The organism is Pseudomonas sp. TE4620, from assembly GCF_056279045.1.
Genome location: NZ_JBWBQO010000001.1, coordinates 382,412 through 401,258, shown reverse-complemented (window position 1 = coordinate 401,258; position 18,847 = coordinate 382,412). Strand labels below are relative to the sequence as shown.

The following is an 18,847-nucleotide window of genomic DNA, read 5'->3' as shown; positions in this document are numbered from 1 at the left end:
GATGCGCGAATGTCACCAGTTGGTGACATTCGCCTGAATGAGGGTGTCAGTCATTGCTGCGCGGCAGGCTCAAGGTCACCCGCAGGCCCCCTTCACGCAGGTTGCGCAGGCTCACCTCGCCGCCGTGGCTGTGGGCGATGTTGCGCGCAATACCCAGGCCCAGGCCATAGCCCTGCTGCTGCCCGGCCAGGCGAAAGTGCGGCTCGAACACCTGCTCCTGGCGCTGCTCGGGCACGCCCGGGCCTTCGTCATCGACCTGCAGGACGAAGCCGCTGTCGCTGTCGATGATGCGCAGGTGGGCGCGCTCGCCGTACTTCAAGGCGTTGTCGATCAGGTTGCCGATGCAGCGTTTGAGCGCCAGCGGCTTGCCCGGATACGGCGCCAGGGCCCGGCCTTCGAGGGTGATCTGGCCACTGCCCAGGTACGGCTCGACCAGGCATTCGAGCACCTGATTGAGGTCGATTCGCTCGATGTTCTCGTGGATGTCGGTGTCCTTCACGCACTGCAGCGCGCCCTTGACCAGCATCTCCAGCTCATCGAGGTCGCGGCCGAACTTGGCCTGCAACTGCTCGTCATCGAGCAGCTCGACCCGCAAGCGCAAGCGCGTGATCGGTGTGCGCAGGTCGTGGGAGATGGCGCTGAACAACTGGCTGCGCTCGGTCAGGTAGCGGCTGATGCGTTCGCGCATGGCGTTGAAGGCGCGGCCCACCTCCTCCACTTCGCTGCCGCCGCCTTCGGTCACCGGCTCGACGTCAGCACCCAGCGACATCTCCCGCGCAGCCAGGGCCAGGCGCTTGAGCGGGCGGCTCTGCCAGTGCACCAGCAGGCCGATGAACAGCAGCAGGAATGAACTGGTGAGGACGATGAACCACAGCTGCTGGCTGGGCAGACCCTGCTCTTCGAGGCTGGTATAGGGCTCGGGCAACAGCGATGCGATGTACAGCCATTCGTCTTCGGCGAGGTGGATCTGGGTCACCAGCACTGGCGGGTTGATCGGCTCCAGGGTCAGCGCATAGTGGGCCCAGGAGCGCGGCAGCTCATCGAGTTTCAGGCCGCTGTTGAAGATTCGCAGGTCTTGCGGGCTGACGAACTGGATGGAAATTTCCAGCTGCGCCCCCAGGCGCTGGTGCAGCACCTCGCCGACGGCATCGATCACCGCGGCCTTGCGCGGCGTGGCGGGCAGTACCTGCATGTCCAGGGGTTTATCGTTGAGGGACACGACGAAACGGGTGCCGCCCATGCTGCGCAACTGGTCGAGCACCATCGGCCGGTACGCTACCGGCAGCGAACGAAAATAGCTGACGCTGGCACTCATCGAATGGGCCAGGCTACGGGCGCTGGCAACCAGGCCTTGCATCTGGCTGGCGCGCAGTTGCGACAGCCAGATCAGGCTCGAGAGCGCTTGCGCCAACAGCACTACCAGCAAGGTCAACAGCAGCATGCGCCCCAGCAGCGAGCGCGGCAGCGGCAGGCGCCAGCGCCCGTCAGTGCGCAGGCGCAACATTGGCCGCCAGCAAGTAACCACTGCCGCGCACGGTACGAATCAAGCGTGGCGGCTTTTCGGTGTCACGCAGGCGCTGGCGCAGGCGGCTGACCGCCATGTCGACGATGCGGTCCAGCGGCATCGGCTCGCGGCCACGGGTGGCGTTGCCAATGGTGTCGCGGTCGAGGATCTGTTGCGGGTGATCGAGGAACAGCTTGAGCAAGGCAAAATCGGCGCCGGACAGAATCACCTCTTCACCGTCACGGTGGAACAGCCGATGGCTGATGGTATCCAGGCGCCAGTCATCGAAGGCCAGCACGTCACCGCCACTGCGCTCCTGGCCAAAACCGGCACGGCGCAGCAACGCCTTGATCCGCGCCTGCAGTTCGCGCGGGCTGAAGGGTTTGCCCAGGTAATCGTCGGCGCCCAGTTCCAGGCCGATAACCCGGTCGGCTTCGTCGGAGCTGGCAGTGAGCATGATGATCGGCACCTGCGCCAGGCGCGGATGCTGGCGCACCCAGCGACACAGGCTGAAGCCATCTTCGTCGGGCAGCATCACGTCGAGGATCACCAGGTCACAGTCGCTGGCGTCCAGGGCCTGGCGAAAGCCACGGCCGTCGGCCACCGCCTGGACGCTGAAACCGGCGCGGCTCAGGTAGGCCTGCAGCAGTTCACGGATGTCCTGGTCGTCGTCGACCATCAGTATCGACTTGCTCACGAATCACTCCTTGCTCCACCGCTCAACCGGCTTGTTGCAACGCTACGCCAGCCCCGAGCAAGCCGGAGAATTCGGCGGTCACCAACCATACCGGGACATCCTTGAAGTAGCCACTCATGCAGCCCTTGTCGGCAAAACTGGCGGCAAAGCCGCTGGCCAGGAACAGCTCGGCAAAGCGCGGAATGATGCCGCCGACGATAAACACCCCGCCTCGCGCGCCAAGAGTCAGCACGTTGTTGCCCGCCACCCGGCCAAGGAACCGGCAGAACTGCTCGATCACCGCCAGGGCAACCGGCTCGCCGGCCAGCGCCGCGTCGGTGATCGCCGCCGGGCTCTGCAATGGCGCAGGCTGGCCATCGAGGGCGCAGATGGCCTGGTACAAGCGCAACAGGCCGCCGCCGCTGAGCACGGTCTCGGCGCTGACATGGCCGATTTCGTTGGCGATCTGCTGATGTATCTGCGCTTCGCGGGCATTGCCCACCGGCAGGTCGACATGCCCGCCCTCGCCCGGCAGCGCCATCCAGCGCTCATCACCCAGGCTCAGCAAAGTGCCGACGCCAAGGCCGGTGCCCGGGCCGATCACCAGCGCCGGGCGGCCTGGATCCGGCGCGCCTTGGCAGACACTGCGGTACTCGCCCGCCTGCAGGCGGGTCATGCCCAGGGCCATGGCAGTGAAATCGTTGATCAGCAGCAAGCGCTCGACCTGCAAGGTGTTGCAGAACGCCTCGCGGCTGAGGCGCCAGTGGTTGTTGGTAAAGCGAAACTCGTCGCCATCGACCGGCCCGGCCACCGCCAGGCACACTGCGCCCAGCTCGCCGCGGGCCAGGCCCTGGGCGGCCAGATAAGCGCCGATGGCCTGTTCCGGGCTGGTGTAATCGGCCGTGGCAAAGACCTGCACCGCATGCATGCGGTTGTCTTCCCAAAGGGCAAAGCGTGCATTGGTGCCGCCGATATCGCCGACCAGTGCGCGCTTCATTTGAGCGTCTCCAGCGCCGAGGTGAAGGCGCTGGCGCCCTTCTCGGCCGGGCTCAGGGCGGTGCGCAGGAAGCCGAACAGCTCACGGCCGCAACCCAGGTCGTTGCCGGTCGGCGCGGCGGGCAGTTGACGATCGGCCAGCTCTGCGGCACTGAGTTTCACCGTCAGGGTGCCGGCGACGCCATCGACGCGGACGATATCGCCGTCACGCAAGCGCGCCAGCGGGCCGCCGTCGAAGGCTTCGGGGCAGACGTGAATGGCTGCGGGGATTTTTCCCGAAGCACCGGACATGCGCCCGTCAGTCACCAGCGCGACCTTGAAGCCCCGGTCCTGCAGCACACCGAGGAACGGGGTCATCTTGTGCAGCTCGGGCATGCCGTTGCAGCGCGGGCCCTGGAAGCGCATCACGGCGACGAAGTCACGCTCAAGCTGGCCGGCCTGGAAGGCATCGGCCAGTGCTTGCTGGTCATGGAACACCAGTGCCGGGGCTTCGACCACCTGGTGCTCGGCGGCGACGGCAGACACCTTCATCACCCCGCGACCGAGGTTGCCTTCCATCACCCGCAGACCGCCTTCGGGCGAGAACGCCCGGGCCACGGGGCGCAGGATCGCCTCGTCGAGGCTGGCCTGCGGGCCTTCGCGCCAGACCAGTTTGCCGGCCTCAAGGAACGGCTCCCGGGTGTAGCGGCGCAGGCCGTGGCCAGCGACGGTGTTGACGTCTTCGTGGAGCAAACCGGCATCGAGCAGTTCGCGAATCAGGAAGGCCATGCCACCGGCAGCCTGGAAGTGGTTGATATCGGCCTTGCCGTTCGGATAGACGTGGGACAGGGTCGGCACCACTTCCGAAAGCTGCGCCATGTCCTGCCAGGTCAACTGGATGCCGGCGGCCTGGGCAATCGCCGGCATGTGCAGGGTGTGGTTGGTCGAGCCGCCGGTGGCGTGCAGGGCCACGATGGAGTTGACTAGGGATTTCTCGTCGACGATCTCGCCCAGCGGCATGAAGCTGCCACTGGCCTTGGTCATGCGCGTGACTTGCTGCGCAGCCTCGACAGTGAGGGCATCGCGCAGCGGCGTGTAGGGGTTGACGAAGGAGGCGCCCGGCAGGTGCAGGCCCATCACTTCCATCAACAGCTGGTTGGTGTTGGCGGTGCCGTAGAAGGTGCAGGTGCCGGGGCTGTGGTAGGACTTCATCTCCGATTCCAGCAGCTCTTCGCGGCTGGCCTTGCCTTCGGCGTAGCGCTGGCGCACATCGGCTTTCTCCTTGTTGGAGATGCCCGACGGCATCGGCCCGCCGGGGACGAAAACGGTCGGCAGGTGGCCAAAGCGCAGCGCGCCCATCAGCAGGCCGGGGACGATCTTGTCGCAGATGCCGAGCATCAGCGCCGCGTCGAACATGTTGTGCGACAGGGCGATGGCGGTGGACATGGCGATCACTTCGCGGCTGGCGATGCCCAGCTCCATGCCCGGCTCACCCTGGGTGACGCCGTCGCACATGGCCGGCACGCCGCCGGCGAACTGGCCGACCGAGCCGATTTCGCGCAGCGCCTGCTTGATCTGTTCGGGGTAATGCTCGTAAGGCTGGTGCGCCGAGAGCATGTCGTTGTAGGCGGAGACGATGGCGACGTTGGCCGCGTTCATCATCCGCAGGCTGTCTTTGTCCTGGCTGCCACAACCGGCGACACCGTGAGCGAAGTTGGCGCATTGCAGCTTGGCACGCATCGGCCCGTCGCTGGCGGCCCCGCAAATCAGCTCAAGGTAGCGTTCACGGGTGGGGCGACTGCGGGCGATCAGCCGTTGGGTGACCTCAAGAATGCGCGGATGCATGTACTGGACTCCAGGCTATCGGTGGTTGCGACCTCTGCGGCGGTTTCCCTTATCAACGATCGCGACCTAGGCTCAAGGGCAGGGGCGATGCGTTGCGGGAGGGACGGCTTGGCCGATCGCTCGTTGTAGATTGAATAAAATATTGCCAGCAAAAAGGCTTGTTTTCTATTTTTTTACGAATAATCTTGTAATTCCAACAACAAAATCAGATGCAGTGAAGCAAAACTTCAATTGCCACGGGCTTCACCCGGTCTGCCAGAGGTAGCTCCATGACCCTTCGTATCGCAATCAATGGCTTTGGCCGCATCGGCCGCAACATCCTTCGCGCACTCTATACCCAAGGCTACCGTCAGGACCTGCAGGTCGTCGCCATCAACGACCTGGGCGACAGCGCGATCAATGCCCATCTGCTCAAATACGACAGTGTCCACGGCAGCTTTGCTGCCACGGTTGAATCCGATCACGAGAGTATTACCGTCAACGGCGACCGCATTGCCGTCAGCGCCATCCGCAACCCAGCGGAACTGCCGTGGAAAGCCGAGGCCATCGATGTGGTGTTCGAATGCACCGGGTTATTCACCGAACGCGCCAAGGCCGCCGCCCATCTTACTGCCGGGGCCGGCAAAGTCATTATCTCGGCGCCGGCCAAGGGCGCGGATGCCACCGTGGTGTACGGGGTCAACCATGACATCCTGCGCCCTTCGCACCAGATCATCTCCAGCGCTTCGTGCACCACCAACTGCCTGGCGCCGCTGGCCCAGGTGCTGCACCGCGAGTTCGGCATCGAGCAGGGGCTGATGACCACCATCCACGCCTATACCAACGACCAGAGCCTCACTGACGTTTACCACAGCGACCCGTACCGCGCCCGTGCGGCAACCCAGTCGATGATCCCGAGCAAGACCGGCGCCGCCGAAGCCGTGGGCCTGGTGCTGCCGGAACTGGCCGGCAAGCTCACCGGCATGGCCGTGCGGGTGCCGGTGATCAACGTGTCGCTGGTCGACCTGACCGTCAATCTTGAGCGCGAGGCCACGGCCGAGGCCGTCAACGCGCTGTTCAAGGAGGCCAGCCGGCACTCCAAGGTACTGGGCTACAACAGCCTGCCGCTGGTGTCCTGCGACTTCAACCACAACCCGCTGTCGTCGATTTTCGACGCCAACCACACCCGCGCCAACGGGCGCATGCTCAAGGTACTGGCCTGGTACGACAACGAATGGGGCTTCTCCAACCGCATGCTGGATAACTGCCTGGCACTGTGCAACGCCCGCTAGGATCACAACCTCGCAGGAGGCAGTACTTGACCAAAGCGTTGATGATAAGCATTATCATTCGCCACGCCATGGTCGGGTACCGCTGTGAGTCAGTCCCAGTTCAACGTCGTTTTCCTCGCCCAGCGGGTCAGCCTGCTGCGCACCCTGCAGCGCATGGTGGATAACCCCAGCACTGCCGAAGACCTGTTGCAGGAGACTTACCTGCGGGTTACCCATGCCCTTGGCGAACGCCCCATCGAGCACCTGGAACCCTTCGTTTTCCAGACTGCGCGCAACCTCGCCCTTGATCACTTGCGCGCGCGCCGGGCGCAGTCGCGCAACCTGGTCGAGGACGTGCCCGAGCAAATTCTGCACAACGTCGCCGCGCCCAGCAGCAGCGCCGAAGACGCCGCCCACGCCGAACAACTGCTCAAGCGCCTGAGCGTCAGCCTCGCCCAGTTGACCGAGCGCCAGCAACGCATCTTCATCCTCAGCCGCCTGCACGGAGCCAGTTACCTGGAAATCGCCGAACAGTTGAAAGTGTCGGCAAGCACGGTTCAGAAGGAACTGAAACTGATCATGGCCATCTGTGTAGGGGTAGCCGACCGGCTGAAGTAAACAGCCCGTCGTGGATCGCAGCTAAAACCTTGCCATCCCCATGGATACCCCGGATCATTCGCAAAAAGCGCCAGCCCCGCCAAGGACCCACCCGTGACCGACAGTCCCCCTCCTCGCCCCGCGCCGCCTGGCCAAGCTGCCAGTGACCAGGCCATGGACCAGGCCCTGGACTGGCTGATCCGCCTGCAATGTGCCAGCGCCGAAGACACCCAGGCCTTCGAAGCCTGGCTCGAGGCTGACCCGGCCAATGCCCGCGCCTATGTCGAGGCCGAGGCCATCTGGAACGGCGCGCCCTTGCGCCAGGCAGCCGGGCAACTGCACCAGGTGCAGCGTCGCAGCCTGCGCTCACGCATCCGCCCGCACTACAAGCCCCTGGCCGCAGCCGCTGTGCTGCTGGTGGGGATTTTCACCGTCGGCAACCTGCCGGTGCGCCTGCAGGCCGATCACCTGACCGTGGTCGGTGAACGCCAGCGCTTGCAACTGGACGACGGCTCCAAGGTGTTGCTCAACACCAATTCGGCCTTTGCCAGCGACCTGCGCGACAACCGCCAGGTTGCCCGGCTGCTGCAGGGCGAGGCCTATTTCGAGATTCCCGCTGGCGCCCAACCGCCCCTGGAGGTGCAAGCCGGCCCGTTGCGCGCCAGTGTGCGCGACACCGACTTTGCCGTGCGCTACCTCAACGGCGAAGCCCAGGTGCGGGTGCAACGCGGCGATGTCGACCTGCAGGCCAGCAGCGACCAGCGCATTCGCCTGTCGGCGGGCGACAGCATCAGCGTCGGCCCCAATGGCTTTGGCCAGCGCGGGCGTCTGGATGCGCAAAAAGACCTGGCCTGGGTCCAGGGCCGGCTGGTGTTCGAAAACTGCCCGCTGAACCAGGTACTGGCCGAATTGCGCCGCTACTACCCGGGGTGGATCATCAACGGCAACGAACAGCTGGCGAACGTCGCGGTCACCGGCAACTACCGCCTCGACCAGCCGCTGGAAACCCTGCGCGCCCTGGCCCACATCACCTCGGCGCAGCTGCATGAGTACCCGGCGCTGGTGATTCTCAACTGAGGCAAAAGTTTTTTTACGCGATCCCTGACGCTGTTACGTCTCGTTATAGCTAATGCAACTGATTCTTATTTTTGAATCAGCCAGCACCTATAACATTTGCGCGACAGGGAGCGCTTTCGATGTCCACTGGTTTCACTCGTCGATCTTCAGCCACTTCACGTACCCCCGGCCTGCAGCGTTGCACGCTCTCCCTGTTGACCCTGGCCATGCTCGCCAGCGGCGCCTGCAGCCTGCCGGCGCTGGCCGCGGAGCCGGCCCAGGCCAGTGCCCCGCGCATGGGCGACTACCGCTTTGCCATCAGCCAACAGCCGCTGGTGTCAGCGCTCAATGCCTTTACCTCGGTCACCGGCTGGCAAGTGGGCTTCTCTGCCGAACTGGCCGAAGGCGTCGCCTCACCGGGCGTGCATGGCTCACTGAAGCCTGAGGCCGCCCTGCAGCGCCTGCTGGCCGGCACCGGCCTGAGCTACCGCACCTTAAGCAGCGCCAACGTGGTGATCGAACGCAGCGCCGGCAAGGCCATCGCCCTGCAGCAGATCACCGTCAGCGCCACCCGCAGCGCCCAGGACGTCAGCCAGGTGCCGAGCACCGTCAGCGTGCAGACCCGCGAACAACTCGACCGCCAGAACGTCAACAACATCAAGGAACTGGTGCGTTACGAGCCTGGCGTTTCGGTCAGCGGCACCGGCCAGCGCAGCGGCCTGAACGGCTACAACATCCGCGGTATCGACGGCGAGCGGGTGCTGACCCAGATCGACGGCGTGTCGATCCCCGACAGCTTCTTCTTCGGCCCCTACGCCCAGACCCAGCGCAACTACGTCGACCCTGAAATCGTCAAGCGCGTGGAGATCCTCCGTGGCCCGGCCTCGGTGCTGTACGGCAGCAACGCCATTGGCGGCGCGGTCAGCTACTTCACCCTCGACCCCGACGACATCATCAAGCCCGGCCAGGACGTCGGCGCACGCCTGAAGACTGGCTACAGCTCGGCAGATGAGAGCTGGCTGAACTCGGCCACCGTTGCCGGCCGCCAGGGCGAGTTCGACGGCCTGCTGCACCTGAGCCAGCGCAACGGCCATGAAACCGAGTCCTACAGCAGCCACGGCGGCACCGGCCTGGCGCGCACCGCCGCCAACCCGGAAGATGTGCGCACCACCAACATCCTCGCCAAGGCCGGCTGGAACTACGCCGACGACGCACGCCTGGCCTTCACCTATGAAAACTACAAGGACGACCGCGACCTCAAACAGAAAAGCGCCGTGGGCGGGCCGTTCATTCCTGGCTTCGGCGCGATGAACTCGTACCGCGACCGCACCGGCAACGACACCGTGACCCGCGAGCGCTTCGGTATCAACCACGAATTCGCCCTCGGTAGCGTGCTGGCCGATAACATGAAGTGGAGCCTGAACTACCAGATCGGCAAGACCGACCAGCGTACCGAAGAGCTCTACTTCGCCTCCGGTCGCCAGGTGTTCCGTGACCGCCAGACCACCTACAAGGACCGCCAGTGGGTGTTCGACGCCCAGCTGGACAAGGCCTTCAGCATCGGCGCCACCGAGCACCTGCTGACCTACGGCACCACCCTCAAGCACCAGAAGGTCACCGGCTCGCGCAGCGGCACTGGCACCTGCCTGAACGTCGGCGGCGCCTGCCGCTTCATCGGCCAGATCAGCGCCAGTGACAGCCAGGCACTGGTGAGCGACTTCCCTGACCCGACCGTCAACACCTACAGCCTGTTCGCCCAGGATGAAATCCGCTGGAACCAGTGGACCTTCCTGCCGGGCGCGCGCTACGACTACACCGAACTCAAGCCGCACATGACCGACGAGTTCTTGCGTGGGGTTGGCGCCAGCCCTACCGACCCGGTTGATGACGATGCGAAGAAATGGCATCGGGTTTCGCCCAAGTTCGGCCTGACCTACGCCTTCAACGACAACTACACCTGGTATGGCCAGTACGCCGAAGGCTTCCGCACGCCGACCGCCAAGGCGCTGTATGGCCGCTTCGAAAACCCGGGCCTGGGCTACAGCGTGCGCGGCAACTCCAACCTCGAACCGGAAAAGAGCAAGAGCTACGAGACCGGCCTGCGCGGTAACTTCGAAGCGGGTAACTTCGATGTCGCGGTGTTCTACAACAAGTACCGCGACTTCATCAACGAAGACGCCGTGCAGGGCAGCAACCTCGGCCAGACCTTCGAAGCCAACAACATCAAGCACGCCACCATCAAGGGTGCCGAGTTCAAGGGCCGCCTGAACCTCGACGCCTTCGGTGCGCCGCACGGCCTCTACACCCAGGGCTCGCTGGCCTACGCCCATGGCCGCAACGACGACACCGGCCAGCCGCTCAACAGCGTCAACCCGCTGACCGCGGTGATGGGCCTGGGTTACGAGCAAGAGCAATACGGCGCGCTGCTGAGCTGGACCCTGGTCAAGCGCAAGGATCGCGTCGACGACACCACCTTCTTCGCCCCCGACGGCACCAGCAAGCAGTTCCGCACCCCGGGTTACGGCGTACTCGATTTGACCGGGTTCTACAAAGTCACCGATGACATCACCGTCAACGCCGGCCTCTACAACCTGACCGACAAGAAGTACTGGCAGTGGGATGACGTGCGCGGCTACGACGGCCTCGGCGAAGCGGCGGTGACCGCCCCCGCCAACCTCGACCGCCTGACCATGCCAGGCCGTAATTTCGCCATCAACCTGGTCTGGGACATCTGACCGCGAACCTGTGGGAGCGGGCTAGACCCGCGATGGGCTGCAAATGCAGCCCCCCACAGGTGAGGTTTTTTTACTGTCCCGCGTCTTCTCATTCGTCTAGTCATCAGGCACGCCCATTTCGCAAGGAATCACCATGACCGCCGCTACCACCGCCGAACGCGCCAGCCTGCGCTCGCAACGCTTGAACCAGCTGACCCACGCCCCGCACACCGAGCTGGACGCCCTGGTCAAATCCCACGCGCCGTTCGAAACCCGCGAGAGCTTCGCCCGCTTCGTGGTTGCCCAGTACCTGTTCCAGTCCGAGCTCAAGGCGCTGTACACCGACCCGGCACTGATCGCCATCGTCCCTGACCTCGCCGCACGCTGCCGCGCCGAACAGGCCGGCCTGGACCTGGCTGACCTGAACACCGAGATCCCCGCCGACTTCGCCGGCGCCCTGCAAAACCCCAGCCTGGGTGAAGCCATGGGCTGGATCTTCGTCTCCGAAGGCTCCAAGCTCGGCGCCGCCTTCCTGATCAAGCGTGCCGTCGGCCTGGGCCTGTCGGACAGCTTCGGTGCCCGTCACCTGGGCGAGCCGGCCGGTGGCCGCGCTGAAGGCTGGAAGCAGTTCACGCGCATCCTCGACGGCCTGGAACTGAGCGCCGAAGAAGAAGCCAAGGCCGAGCAAGGCGCCGTGGCCGCCTTCGAGCGTTTCACCGAGCTGCTCAAACACGCTTACGCAACTGCGCCTAAAGCCGAACTGGCCTGATGCGCCGTACCCGGTTACCCTCGTGGTAACCGGGCCTTGCCCGTGCACACCGACAAGCCCATGACCCGCCCAGCCGCTTCAAAACTCTCGCGCCTGCTCTTCGGCCTGCTGGCTTACGTAAGCCTGGGCATCGGCCTGGTAGCGATCGTGATTCCCGGCCTGCCCACCACCGAGTTCATCCTCCTCGCCGCCTGGGCCGCCACCCGCAGCTCGCCGCGCCTGAGCGCCTGGCTGGAAAACCACCGGCTGTTCGGGCCGATCCTCAGCAACTGGCGCAACGGCAAGGTAATCCAGCGCCGGGCCAAGGTCAGCGCCACTGTCAGCATGCTGCTGTGCGCTGGCCTGATGCTGGTGTTTCTCGAGCACCGCTGGCCGGTGTTTCTCGCCATCGCCGGCATGAGCCTGGGTAACCTGTGGATCTGGTCGCGGCCAGAAACCGCGCCCTTGAGCCTTGCCGACCGTTCATCGGCGAGCACTCATGGCTAAGGCTATAAGGCCGATGAACTGTTATCGCTAAAAGGATGTAGCGAATCGAGCCCGCCCGTGGCTCGGTCCTCTACCGGCCTGCCTTTTAGCGAGTACGTCCATGTTCGACACGCTCTCGATCCGCCTGAAAATCGTCCTGCTCTCCGGCCTCTGCCTGCTTGGCGTGGTCGCACTCGTCGTCGGTATCAACCTGTATCAATCGCACCAGAGCGATGAGCTGGTCGGCGACGCCAGCACCACCATGCTCACCCGCAATGTCCAGGCCCTGCTGCAGGCCCGGGCCGGCGAAAAGGCCGAGATGCTGCGGCGTACTTTCAGCGACAGCCAGACCGTCATCACCGCCCTCGCCGACCAGGTCCAGGACTTACAGCAACTGGCTCGCGAGCGCGGCCTGAGCGCTGGCGACCTGCGGGAAGCGATCAACCAGAGCCTGGCCACCAGCTTCAAGCGCAACCCCGACGTGCTGGGCGTGTGGCTGGCCTTCGAGGCCGACGGCCTGGACGGCGGCGACAGTGCCTTTGCCAACGACGCCAAACGCCTGAGCAACGAGAGCGGGCGCTTTGCCAGCTACTGGAGCCGCGCCCAGGGTCAGGCGCTGAACACTGTGATCAGCGATGTCGACCTGAACAAGACCGAGATCAATCTCAGCGGCACGCCCTACAACGTCTGGTACACCTGCTCGCGCAACAGCGCGCGCTCCTGCCTGCTTGAGCCCTACTCCGACACCGTCGGCGGCAAGCAGATGCTGATGACCAGCATCACCATGCCGCTGCTGCACAACGGCAAGGTGATCGCCGTGGCCGGTGTGGATATTTCTCTCGATGCCCTGCAGGCGGCTGCCGCCAAGGCCCAGCAGGAGCTGTTCAACGGCGCCGGCCACCTGATGATCGTCGCCCCCAGCGGCTTGCTGGCGGCCAACAGCAATGATGCCGGCAAGGTCGGCAAGGCCATCGACCAGGACGGCCAGCAGGCGCTGCAGAAGCTCGCCGGCAACCAGCCACTGATCCTTGAACAAGGCGATACCATTCGCGCCGTCAACCCGGTGCAGCCGATTGCCGACAGCAAACCCTGGGGCATCCTTATCGACCTGCCCAAGCAGGTACTGCTGGCCGATGCCATCAGCCTGCAGGCGACCCTTGAAGAGGCCCGCACCAGCGGTACCCTCAAAGTGGTGCTGTTCGCCACCCTGGCCGGCCTCGGCGGCCTGCTGCTGATGTGGCTGACCGCCACCGGCGTGACCCGCCCGCTCAACAGCGTAGCGAGCATGCTCGAAGACATCGCCAGCGGCGACGGCGACCTCACCCAGCGCCTGCGCTATGCGCGCAAGGACGAGCTGGGGCGGCTGACCGGCGGCTTCAACCGCTTTCTCGACAAGCTGCAGCCGACCATCGCCCAGATCAAACAGAGCATCACCCAGGCCCGGGCCACTGCCGACCAGTCTTCGGCAATTGCCCAGCGCACCAGCGAAGGCATGCAGGTGCAGTTTCGCGAGATCGACCAGGTGGCCACCGCCTCCAATGAGATGAGCGCCACCGCCCACGACGTCGCCAACAGCGCCGCCAGTGCCGCCGACGCCGCCCGCGGTGCCGACCGTTCGGCCAAGGACGGCATGGCGATCATCGAGCGCAGCACCCGCGACATCACTGTACTCGCCGAACAGGTCAGCAAAGCCGTTGGCGAAGTGGAAACCCTGGCGCAGAACAGCGAACAGATCGGCTCGGTATTGGAGGTGATCCGCAGCATTGCCGAGCAGACCAACCTGCTGGCGCTCAACGCTGCGATCGAAGCCGCCCGCGCCGGTGAAAGCGGCCGTGGTTTTGCCGTGGTTGCCGACGAAGTACGCAACCTGGCGCGCCGTACCCAGGACTCGGTCGAAGAGATCCGCCAGGTGATCGAGCGCATCCAGAGCAACACCCGCGAGGTGGTGGCGACCATGCATTCAAGCCACGGCAAGGCCCAGGAAAACGCCGGGCAGATCCACCAGGCGGTGCAGGCGCTGGACAAGATCAGCGAGGCGGTCACGGTGATCAGCGACATGAACCTGCAGATCGCCAGTGCCGCCGAGCAACAGAGCGCGGTGGCCGAAGAGGTCAACCGCAACGTCTCGGCGATCCGCGGGGTAACCGAAACCCTGACCGGCCAGGCCGCGGAATCGGCGCAGGTGAGCAGCCAGCTCAACACCCTGTCGTCGCAGCAGATGGCCTTGATGGATCAGTTCCGGGTTTGACCTGGCGCCGCTGATGGTCTGCAATGGCCCTTCTGCTGGAGGGCCATTGATGACCGCGCTACTCGACACCCTTGTCGCCGAACTGCAGCTGCCAACGGCACTGCGCAATAGCCTGCGCTTTCGCGGCAACGGCGCCCTGCCTTCGACTTTCGCCGTCACCGAGCTTGCCAGCAGCAGCATTGCCGCCTGTGGCCTGGCAATCGCCGAACTGCTGCAGCGCCAGCTTGAGCAACAGCCTGGCGTTGAAGTTGACCGCCGCCTGAGCTCGTTCTGGTTCGCCACCAGCCTGCGCCCGCAAGGCTGGAGCACACCGCCCTTGTGGGACCCGATTGCCGGTGACTACCGCGCCGAGGATGGCTGGATTCGCCTGCACACCAACGCGGCTCATCATCGCGCCGCCGCCCAGCAGGTAGTGGGCCGTGCGGCTGACCGCGCACACATGGCTGATCTGGTTGCGCGCTGGCGCGCTCGTGAGCTGGAAAGCGCGATAGTCACCGCTGGCGGTTGCGCCGCGCAAATGCGCAACTGGTCCGAATGGTCGGCCCATCCTCAGGGCCTGGCAGTGAATGCCGAGCCGTTGATTCATCACCAACGGGCTCCAGCCTTTACAAAAAGACGCTGGACCGGTAACGCCGTCCGACCTCTGGCCGGGGTCAAGGTGCTGGACCTGACCCGCATCCTCGCCGGCCCCACAGCCAGTCGCCTGCTGGCAGGCTTCGGCGCGCAGGTGCTGCGGATCGACCCGCCAGGCTGGGAGGAACCGGCGGTGGTTGCCGAGGTGACCCTGGGTAAACGTTGTGCGCGCCTGGACTTGCACGATGGGGATGATCGACGGGTGTTTGAACGCCTGCTCAGTGAAGCCGATATTCTCCTGCATGGTTACCGCGCCGATGCCCTCGAACGACTGGGGTATGCCAGCGAACAGCGCCGCCAGCTCAACCCCGGGCTGATCGATGTGAGCCTCAACGCCTACGGCTGGAGCGGCCCCTGGCAACAGCGCCGGGGCTTCGACAGCCTGGTACAGATGAGCTGCGGCATCGCTTGTGAAGGCATGCGCTGGCAACAGGCCGACAAGCCCGTGCCGTTGCCGGTGCAGGCATTGGACCATGGCACCGGGTACCTGATGGCGGCTGCGGCGATCAAGGCCTACAGCGAACGCCTGGGCAGCGGTTGCGGGGCAACCCTGCGCCTGTCGCTGGCGCGCACGGCAAAGCTGTTGATCGATCAGGGGACGCTGGCAGCGGATTTGCCGTTACAGGCTGAGACGGCAGCGGATCTGAACCCGCAGCTGGAGCAGACGCCCTGGGGGCTGGCGCAGCGGCTGAAGGCGCCGCTGCTGGTCGAAGGGGCACCGTTGGATTGGCAGCAGGGGGCTTGTGAGCTGGGTTCTGCTGCTGCCTGTTGGTGAATGTGCCGGCACTGATTAAAGGCTCAACATCCCGCTGTACAAGCCATAGGCCGCCAACCCCGCGCCCACCAGCACGGCGGCGAAGATCAGCTTCTCCCAGGTGGTAAACAGCGCCTGGCCCTGCTCGTGCTTGGCCCGGGCAAACAGGATCACCCCTGGCGCGTACAGCAGCGCCGACAGCAGCAGGTACTTCAGCCCACCGGCATACAGCAGCCAGATCGCGTAGATCAGCGCGATACCGGCAATCAGCAGGTCCTTGCGCCGTGCGCCGGGGTGGCCTTCATACGACTCGCCGCGCACCGCCAGCAACACCGCGTAGGCCGCCGACCACAGGTACGGCACGAGGATCATCGACGAGGCCAGGTAGATCAGGCTGGTGTAGGTCCCGGCGGAAAACAGGGTGATCAGCAGGAACAGCTGAATCATCACGTTGGTCAGCCACAGCGCATTGGCCGGCACGTGGTTGGCGTTTTCCCTGGCCAGAAAGCGCGGCATGGTCTGGTCGCGGGCGGTGGCGAAGAGGATCTCGGCGCACAGCAAGGCCCATGACAGCAGCGCCCCCAGCAGTGATACCGCCAGGCCGATACTGATCAGCAAGGCGCCCCAGGGCCCGACGATATGCTCAAGCACCGACGCCAGCGACGGGTTCTGCAAGGCCGCCAGCTCTGGCTGGGTCATCACCCCCAGCGACAGCACGTTGACCAGCACCAGCAAGGCCAGTACGCCGATAAAGCCGATCACCGTGGCCTTGCCGACGTCCGAGCGCTTCGCCGCCCGCCCGGAGTAGACGCTGGCGCCCTCAATGCCGATGAACACGAACACCGTCACCAGCATCATGTTGCGCACCTGGTCGAGCACGCCGCCGAATTTCGGGTTGCTCAAGCCCCAGATGTCCCGGGTAAAAATGTCGGCGCGAAAGGCCACCGCGGCGATGACGATGAACATCACCAACGGCACGATCTTGGCCACGGTGGTCACCTGGTTGATGAACGCCGCCTCCTTGATGCCGCGCAGCACCAAAAAGTGTACGGCCCACAACAGCAGCGAGGCACAGGCGATGGCGATCGGCGTATTGCCCTCGCCAAACACCGGGAAGTAGAAGCCCAGGGTGCTGAACAACAGCACGAAGTAGCCGACGTTGCCCAGCCAGGCGCTGATCCAGTAGCCCCAAGCCGAAGAAAAGCCCATGTACTCGCCAAACCCGGCCTTGGCATAGGCATACACGCCGGAGTCGAGCTCCGGCTTGCGGTTGGCCAGGGTCTGGAACACAAAGGCGAGGGCCAGCATGCCCACCGCGGTGATGCCCCAGCCGATCAGTACGGCGCCGACGTCGGCACGCGCAGCCATGTTTTGCGGCAGCGAAAAGATCCCGCCGCCGATCATCGAGCCGACCACCAAGGCGATCAACGCCCCCAGGCGTAATTTCTGTCCAGGTTCGGACATGCAGATCCCCTTCTGTCTCGTGTTTGTAACGCCAGTGGTACACCCTGAGTTAAATATAATCTGACTCTAAGCGTCTATATATATTAAACCACTAAGCGCTTTCTGCTCATAACTAGCGCGTCTATGCCTGACGAACTAAATGGTGAGTTTTGTGCACAATTCGCGCTTCTTCAAGCTAATAAGAAAAATTCTCAGGGAAAATTTGCGATTCGCCCAAAACGGACTAGCTTCAATTCTCGCAGCCCCGCAAGAGCGATTGCTCTAAAACGCCATGGAGGTGCCAGTTGACAAGGCTTGCAGTACTGCGATCGGCAGACTCCGGGAGGCTGTTTCAGTCATTGATCTGCAATGGAATGTCCTCATGAACTGACCTGAATCAGCTAATGACTTCGCCGCTGGATTTATTCTAGCGTCATCTCTTCTCCTGGTACGGAGTTATTCAATGTCAGACGCTCCCGGAAAACTACGACTTGGTGCGCTGGTTGCACTTGTTGTCGGCTCGATGATCGGCGGCGGGATCTTTTCGCTGCCGCAAAACATGGCCGCAAGTGCTGATGTAGGCGCTGTTCTGATCGGTTGGGGCATCACCGCCATCGGCATGCTGACCCTGGCTTTCGTGTTCCAGACCCTGGCCAATCGCAAGCCTGACCTGGACGGCGGGGTATACGCCTACGCCAAGGCCGGTTTCGGCGATTACATGGGCTTTTCTTCAGCCTGGGGCTACTGGATCAGTGCCTGGCTGGGCAACGTCGGTTACTTCGTGTTGCTGTTCAGCACCCTCGGTTACTTCTTCCCGATCTTTGGCGAGGGCAACACTCCGGCAGCCGTCATTGGCGCCTCGGTGCTGCTCTGGGCCGTGCACTTTCTGGTATTGCGCGGGATCAAGGAAGCGGCCTTCATAAACCTGGTCACCACCGTAGCCAAGGTCGTACCGCTGGCGCTGTTCGTGCTGATCGCCCTGTTCGCCTTCAAGCTGGATATCTTCACCGCTGACATCTGGGGCTCGATGAACCCGGACCTGGGCAGCGTGATGAACCAGGTGCGCAACATGATGCTGGTCACCGTCTGGGTGTTCATCGGCATCGAGGGCGCGAGCATCTTCTCGGCCCGGGCAGAAAAACGCTCGGACGTCGGCAAGGCCACGGTCATCGGCTTCATCACCGTGCTGCTGTTCCTGGTGCTGGTCAACGTGCTGTCGCTGGGCATCATGACCCAACCGGAGCTGGCCAAGCTGCAGAACCCGTCGATGGCCGCCGTGCTTGAGCACGTGGTTGGCCACTGGGGTGCGGTGCTGATCAGCGTCGGCCTGATCATCTCGCTGCTCGGGGCTCTGCTGTCGTGGGTACTGCTGTGCGCCGAGATCATGTTCGCCGCCGCCAAAGACCACACCATGCCGGAGTTCCTGCGCCGCGAGAACGCCAACCACGTGCCGGCCAACGCCCTGTGGCTGACCAACGCCATGGTGCAGATCTTCCTGGTCATCACCCTGTTCTCGGCCAGTACCTACCTGTCGCTGATCTACCTCGCCACCTCGATGATCCTGGTGCCTTACCTGTGGTCGGCGGCCTATGCCTTCCTGCTCGCGGTACGCAGCGAAACCTACGAACAGGCCCTGGCCGAACGCAAGAAAGACCTGGTCATCGGCGCCATCGCCCTGCTCTACGCGGTCTGGCTGCTGTATGCCGGCGGCGTCAAATACCTGCTGCTCTCGGCCCTGCTGTATGCCCCTGGCGTGATCCTGTTCGCCAAGGCCAAGCGCGAGGTCGGCCAACCGATTTTTACCAACGTGGAGAAGCTGATCTTCGCCGCCGTAGTCATTGGTGCCCTGGTGGCTGCCTATGGCCTGTACGACGGCTTCCTGACTCTGTAACCACCCGTTTTCGCAACTTGGAGGAAA

The 18,847-nt window shown here is 64.1% G+C and carries 14 protein-coding genes and 1 pseudogene; 10 read left to right on the top strand and 5 right to left on the bottom strand.

Annotated features, from left to right (window positions below; all coding sequences use genetic code 11):
• Positions 1-46: 46 nt before the first annotated feature.
• From ACZ9A3_RS01920 to edd, 4 genes are read right to left on the bottom strand one after another with little or no spacing between them, the layout of a single operon-like run.
• Positions 47-1,504 (bottom strand): ATP-binding protein, encoded by a 1,458-nt coding sequence (locus tag ACZ9A3_RS01920; RefSeq protein ID WP_283817154.1) that lies wholly within the window; start codon positions 1,502-1,504, stop codon positions 47-49.
• A complete protein-coding gene (locus ACZ9A3_RS01915) occupies positions 1,485-2,183 on the bottom strand; it encodes a response regulator (protein ID WP_045196602.1) in 699 nt (232 codons plus the stop codon). The genes ACZ9A3_RS01920 and ACZ9A3_RS01915 overlap by 20 nt, the downstream gene beginning before the upstream one ends.
• 40 nt (positions 2,184-2,223) lie before the next feature.
• On the bottom strand, positions 2,224-3,177 hold the full coding sequence (locus tag ACZ9A3_RS01910) for a glucokinase (protein WP_093387076.1): 954 nt from the start codon (positions 3,175-3,177) through the stop codon (positions 2,224-2,226).
• On the bottom strand, positions 3,174-5,000 hold the full coding sequence (gene edd, locus ACZ9A3_RS01905) for a phosphogluconate dehydratase (protein WP_476252075.1): 1,827 nt from the start codon (positions 4,998-5,000) through the stop codon (positions 3,174-3,176). Before edd ends, ACZ9A3_RS01910 begins: the two co-directional genes overlap by 4 nt.
• Positions 5,001-5,269: 269 nt before the next feature.
• Here edd and gap point away from each other — a divergent pair, with 269 nt between their 5' ends.
• The 9 genes and pseudogenes from gap to ACZ9A3_RS01860 all read left to right on the top strand — a co-directional run bounded on the left by gap (position 5,270) and on the right by ACZ9A3_RS01860 (position 15,507).
• Positions 5,270-6,271 carry a type I glyceraldehyde-3-phosphate dehydrogenase gene (gene gap, locus ACZ9A3_RS01900; RefSeq protein WP_045196433.1) on the top strand — a complete coding sequence of 334 codons (1,002 nt, stop codon included), beginning with the start codon at positions 5,270-5,272 and terminating at the stop codon, positions 6,269-6,271.
• Between the two features lie 84 nt (positions 6,272-6,355).
• The gene (locus ACZ9A3_RS01895) at positions 6,356-6,868 is read left to right on the top strand and encodes an RNA polymerase sigma factor (protein ID WP_476252074.1); all 513 of its coding nucleotides are present in this window, start codon (positions 6,356-6,358) and stop codon (positions 6,866-6,868) included.
• A 93-nt stretch (positions 6,869-6,961) separates the two neighbouring features.
• Positions 6,962-7,924 (top strand): FecR family protein, encoded by a 963-nt coding sequence (locus tag ACZ9A3_RS01890; protein ID WP_476252073.1) that lies wholly within the window; start codon positions 6,962-6,964, stop codon positions 7,922-7,924.
• 119 nt (positions 7,925-8,043) lie between these two features.
• The gene (locus tag ACZ9A3_RS01885) at positions 8,044-10,638 is read left to right on the top strand and encodes a TonB-dependent receptor (RefSeq protein WP_476252072.1); all 2,595 of its coding nucleotides are present in this window, start codon (positions 8,044-8,046) and stop codon (positions 10,636-10,638) included.
• A 133-nt stretch (positions 10,639-10,771) separates the two neighbouring features.
• Entirely contained in the window at positions 10,772-11,386 is a 615-nt protein-coding gene (locus tag ACZ9A3_RS01880; RefSeq protein ID WP_093387105.1) for a biliverdin-producing heme oxygenase, read from the top strand.
• Between the two features lie 60 nt (positions 11,387-11,446).
• Complete coding sequence (locus ACZ9A3_RS01875; protein WP_045196600.1) at positions 11,447-11,872, top strand: YbaN family protein; 426 nt, start codon at positions 11,447-11,449, stop codon at positions 11,870-11,872.
• Between the two features lie 100 nt (positions 11,873-11,972).
• Positions 11,973-13,241: pseudogene (locus tag ACZ9A3_RS01870) on the top strand (PDC sensor domain-containing protein); the annotation flags it as partial.
• Positions 13,242-13,343: 102 nt separating this feature from the next.
• Positions 13,344-14,099 carry a methyl-accepting chemotaxis protein gene (locus tag ACZ9A3_RS01865; RefSeq protein WP_371128687.1) on the top strand — a complete coding sequence of 252 codons (756 nt, stop codon included), beginning with the start codon at positions 13,344-13,346 and terminating at the stop codon, positions 14,097-14,099.
• 49 nt (positions 14,100-14,148) lie between these two features.
• Positions 14,149-15,507, top strand: a complete 1,359-nt coding sequence (locus tag ACZ9A3_RS01860; protein WP_476252071.1) for a CoA transferase — start codon at positions 14,149-14,151, stop codon at positions 15,505-15,507.
• A gap of 15 nt (positions 15,508-15,522) precedes the next feature.
• Here ACZ9A3_RS01860 and arcD (ACZ9A3_RS01855) read toward each other — a convergent pair whose 3' ends face one another.
• Complete coding sequence (arcD, locus tag ACZ9A3_RS01855; protein WP_045196419.1) at positions 15,523-16,950, bottom strand: arginine-ornithine antiporter; 1,428 nt, start codon at positions 16,948-16,950, stop codon at positions 15,523-15,525.
• A gap of 442 nt (positions 16,951-17,392) precedes the next feature.
• On the opposite strand from arcD (ACZ9A3_RS01855), the gene arcD (ACZ9A3_RS01850) reads away from it, so the two are divergent.
• Positions 17,393-18,820 carry an arginine-ornithine antiporter gene (gene arcD / locus ACZ9A3_RS01850; protein ID WP_045196417.1) on the top strand — a complete coding sequence of 476 codons (1,428 nt, stop codon included), beginning with the start codon at positions 17,393-17,395 and terminating at the stop codon, positions 18,818-18,820.
• The last annotated feature ends 27 nt before the right edge of the window (positions 18,821-18,847 follow it).